The organism is Vibrio sp. CCB-PB317 (genome assembly GCF_022808245.1).
In the GTDB taxonomy this organism is placed as follows: Bacteria; Pseudomonadota; Gammaproteobacteria; order Enterobacterales; family Vibrionaceae; genus Vibrio; species Vibrio diabolicus.
Map to the genome: position 1 here is coordinate 1 of NZ_JALGNU010000011.1, position 3,956 is coordinate 3,956.

At 41.6% G+C, this 3,956-nt stretch carries 5 protein-coding genes; all 5 read left to right on the forward strand.

Annotation, left to right across the window (positions count from 1 at the left end):
* Positions 1-84: 84 nt before the first annotated feature.
* Positions 85-540, forward strand: coding sequence for an NUDIX domain-containing protein (locus MTR11_RS23880; RefSeq protein ID WP_045417241.1), 456 nt, complete (start codon positions 85-87; stop codon positions 538-540).
* Between the two features lie 739 nt (positions 541-1,279).
* Complete coding sequence (locus MTR11_RS23895; protein WP_243328518.1) at positions 1,280-1,663, forward strand: hypothetical protein; 384 nt, start codon at positions 1,280-1,282, stop codon at positions 1,661-1,663.
* A gap of 135 nt (positions 1,664-1,798) precedes the next feature.
* Positions 1,799-2,242 (forward strand): GNAT family N-acetyltransferase, encoded by a 444-nt coding sequence (locus MTR11_RS23905; RefSeq protein WP_017817951.1) that lies wholly within the window; start codon positions 1,799-1,801, stop codon positions 2,240-2,242.
* A gap of 197 nt (positions 2,243-2,439) precedes the next feature.
* Entirely contained in the window at positions 2,440-2,718 is a 279-nt protein-coding gene (locus tag MTR11_RS23915) for a hypothetical protein (RefSeq protein WP_017633714.1), read from the forward strand.
* Between the two features lie 682 nt (positions 2,719-3,400).
* A complete protein-coding gene (locus MTR11_RS23930) occupies positions 3,401-3,847 on the forward strand; it encodes a GNAT family N-acetyltransferase (protein WP_109170488.1) in 447 nt (148 codons plus the stop codon).
* The last annotated feature ends 109 nt before the right edge of the window (positions 3,848-3,956 follow it).

Genomic DNA, 3,956 nt, shown 5'->3' on the forward strand with positions numbered 1-3,956 from the left:
ACGGCATCGGTATTGCGTTGCTCACCCCTTAACAGGGCGTTATGCCACTTTTATTTTACTTCTCATGGATGAGAATAGAATTAGATGCAATATGGGATTCAGCATCACATAGAAGTTACGGCAAAAGCTGCCGGAGCTGTGATTTTTAATCAACGCAATGAAGTGTTATTGGTTCAAGAGCTAACCGGCTCAAAGAAAGGTCTATGGCATATACCGTCAGGTAGTGTTGAATCTACAGAGTTTCCTCAAGAGGCAGCGGTCAGGGAAATTGCAGAAGAAACGGGTTTAGAAGTTGCTTTAGAGAACTACTTAAATACCTATGCAGGACGTTTTGATGATGGTGAATTAGTATTACGTCATGTCTGGGTCACAGAAGTTAAAGACCAAGTCATATTGCCTAATTTCAACCATGAAATAGGTTGTGCAAAGTTCTTCTCGTTAGCTGAAGTGCGGGATTTGTATGCTCGATCGAAGTTGCGGATGCACCATACATTTTTAATGATCAATGATGCTTATAAACAGCGGGAAAAATTGGCATAACAAACTGTTCAAGAGGGATTCGCAACGCGTGGCATTTTCACTATGCGTTGGTTTAAGTGTTTATGGTGGTATGCGGCGGCATCGGTATTGCGTTGCTCACCCCTTAACAGGGCGTTAGTCGCCAGAAAAAGCTAGCAATCAAAATCATGTTTCTGAGCTTAAAATTTAGCAGCAGTTTGTTTGGAACACAGATTCATCATCGATCATTAGAACTTAGTTTTAGCTGTTTTGAGTCCAAAATTTTGCAAGTGTCCTAGTGGTTATTTTGTTCTTTGGTGCTGACAGAGCAGGGCAATCGAGAGTTTGTTTTGGATTGCAACTCCGCTCGGTGACTTTGTTGGTTCAAAAGCCGATTTACTCGCTGAAATGACGTTTTCTTTGGTGTGGTAAGTTTCACGTGGTTTCAGTGACTTTGTTGAAAGTCCGCACTGTCAGATTAGTTTTTCCAAAAGCGCTTTTTGGTGTTGTCAGTCCGTTTTCTGCGGCGTTGGTTGTTCTAAGTGGTTTCATTGAGTAGTCGCTTTGAGACTACGCCTGACGTAAGTGCATAAAAGCACATAAATTTTGTTGTTAGAAAAGATTGGCTCGGCTTAAAATTGGCGCTCGGTGCCTCGCGACTAACAAACTGCTCAAGAGGGATTCGCAACGCGTGGCATTTTCACTATGCGTTGTTTTTAGTGTTTAAGGCGATATGTGGCGGCTTTTGTATTGCGTTGCTCACCCCTTAGCAGGGCGTTATGTGCTTGGAGATAAAATGATAAAACAGCCTCCTTACAAAGTTGAGTTTGGGCAATCAGGAGATGTGCCTCCGGCGCACGTTGTTGCCATAGATAAGACCTCAATAAAGTTAAGCAAGAACAACCGAGATGGTGATACAGATGGTCGTATTGATGAACTTCATCTCAGTAGTGGGCTTGAATCAGAAGAAACTAAACAGATAATGCTTGGGCTCAATAAGCAGGGTTTTGTGTTTGCTTACGATGATAAAGCTTATATTTCACCTAGCCATTTTATGAAGCAACTTTTATTGAGCGGCGACCTAAGAACATCATTCATAGAAATCAGTTGGTCAAGCCCAAAGCAATGGTGCCTTACAGAGTATGAATTTGAGCAACGCACATAACAAACTGTTCAAGAGGGATTCGCAACGCGTGGCATTTTCACTATGCGTTGGTTTTAGTGTTTAAGGCGGTATGCAGCGGCTCTTGTTTTGCGTTGCTCACCCCTTAACAGGGCGTTAGGTTTCAAGGAGAAAACAATGGAAGTTTCACTTCGCAACGTTACAAAACAAAACTATGAAAAGGTATGTGAACTAGACGTATTGAAGGAGCAAGAACAATACGTTGCTTGCAATATGTGGTCTCTCGTTGAGTCAATGTTCAACGAGGGGTATGAAACTAGGGCTATTTATGTCAAAAATGAACCTGTCGGCTTCTTTATGTGGGTCAAGGAGTCATTGTCTAAAGTTTCAATATGGCGGTTCATGGTCGATTATAAACATCAGCAAAGCGGTATTGGTCGTAGAGCTTTAGAGCTCGCACTGAGTGAAATAAAGCAATTGCCAGAGCTAAAAGAGGTCGAGATTTGCTATGACCCAGAGAATCCTGTAGCCAGAGAGTTCTATTCGAGTTTTGGTTTTGTTGAAATTGGTATGGATGAAGACGATGAAGATATGCTTGCAGTCCTCACCATTTCAACCTAACAAACGCTTCAAGACGGATTCGCAACGCGTGGCATTTTCACTATGCGTTGATTTTAGTGATTTAGGTGTAATGCGGAAATATCGTATTGCGTTGCTCACCACTTAAGCGGGCGTTAGGCGACATGAGACAAACGATAGACTAGTGGGTAGTATCTTGGCGTGAATCTAGCTTCAGTTAACAGAAAAGGAGTGGATTAATGAATGGTAAAGCATTTGATAATTGGCAAAAATCTCGAAAGAAAGGATGTTTAAATTGGCTTTTTAGAACCACTTTCGTCACAGCCATTTTGTACATGATTTTTAATGTTACTTTCCTTTACCCATCTTCTAATGCGGCAAGCATTACGATTTTCTTATCGGATAATGCTCTTAATTACTCAATTTACACGATCGGGATGTTTTTCACATTTTGGGCTATCTGGTTATACAACGAATCTTCGTATGAGAAAGAAGTTAAACGTAGAAATGTCGCCTAACAAACTGTTCAAGAGGGATTCGCAACGCGTGGCATTTTCACTATGCGTTGGTTTTAGTGTTTAAGGTGGTATGCGGCGGCTTTTGTATTGCGTTGCTCACCCCTTAACAGGGCGTTAGTACGGGTTTGACATCAAGGTCATAAGTTTTGGTGTTTATCTGTCTTGGCGCTCGCCTTTACACTTATCAGTTTGTATCTCTCACGTTCTTTCCGGTGGCACTATATGCGGAGTGTTTGCTTTGATTTCACCGTTTACGGTTTCTAACTCTTAACCTATTTCTTTGGTGCTTCTTCTCTGTCGTGGTTTTTTGCTAAGTCAGAATTGTCTTTCTTTGGTGTTGCCGTCGAAGTGCGAGGATCGAATCCTTTTCTAATTTGAAGGCAGTGAAAGTAGGGCAGTTCAGTGCATTTTTCTTCTAGCCAACTCTCGTCTCTTAATCGAGTTTAAGTTTTGTAGCTGCCCGTCTCACTTCAGTGTTCAAAGCCTTTCATATCATCCCAGTTTTCAATATCTTGGAGTGCATAAATAGAAGTAGCGCATGTACTAACAAATTGCTTAAGAGTGATTCGTAACGCGTGGCATTTTTACTATGCGGTGGCTTATGTGATTAAGGCGCTGTGCGGTAGCTTTTGTATTGCGTTACTCACACCTTAGCAAAGCGTTATGTGCTAGGGAGATAAACGTGAGAATCGAAGAAACTCAAGAATCTGACTTTCTCCAAGTGGTTGACTTGGTTAAGCGCGTTGTCGACAAAGACATACTCCCTCATTTCAGCAATGAAGGGCAGGCGATGTTTTCTTCAAAAGTGCGGTCTGATGTTGAAACTACATTTGATAAATCAAAGTTTCAAAACCTTAAGCTGATAGAAAACAGCAAAGTCATTGGTTTTGCTGCGTTGAGAGAAAATGATTACATTACTCATCTTTTCATTGACACTAAGTTTCAAAACAAAGGGTTAGGCAAACTGTTGCTAGACAATTTGTTATCACTTACTGAGTCCAGTGAAGTAAGATTGAGGGCGTCTGTTAACGCGCTAAACTTTTATGAGTCTCAAGGTTTTATTGCCACAGAAGGTGAGCAAAATGTTGATGGCGTAAGGTTTGTTCCAATGCGACTTGTTCGCACATAACAAACAATTTAAGGGTGATTCAGCACGCGTGGCATTTTTAGCATGCGGTGGCTTTTGGTGTTGAAGTGCTATGCGTTGGCTTGGTCATTGCGTGCTTCACACCTTAATT

Coding starts and splice junctions, on each gene's coding strand:
- MTR11_RS23880 (WP_045417241.1), top strand. CDS start 85: ATGCAATATGGGATTCAGCATCACATAGAAGTTACGGCAAAAGCTGCC.
- MTR11_RS23905 (WP_017817951.1), top strand. CDS start 1,799: ATGGAAGTTTCACTTCGCAACGTTACAAAACAAAACTATGAAAAGGTA.
- MTR11_RS23915 (WP_017633714.1), top strand. CDS start 2,440: ATGAATGGTAAAGCATTTGATAATTGGCAAAAATCTCGAAAGAAAGGA.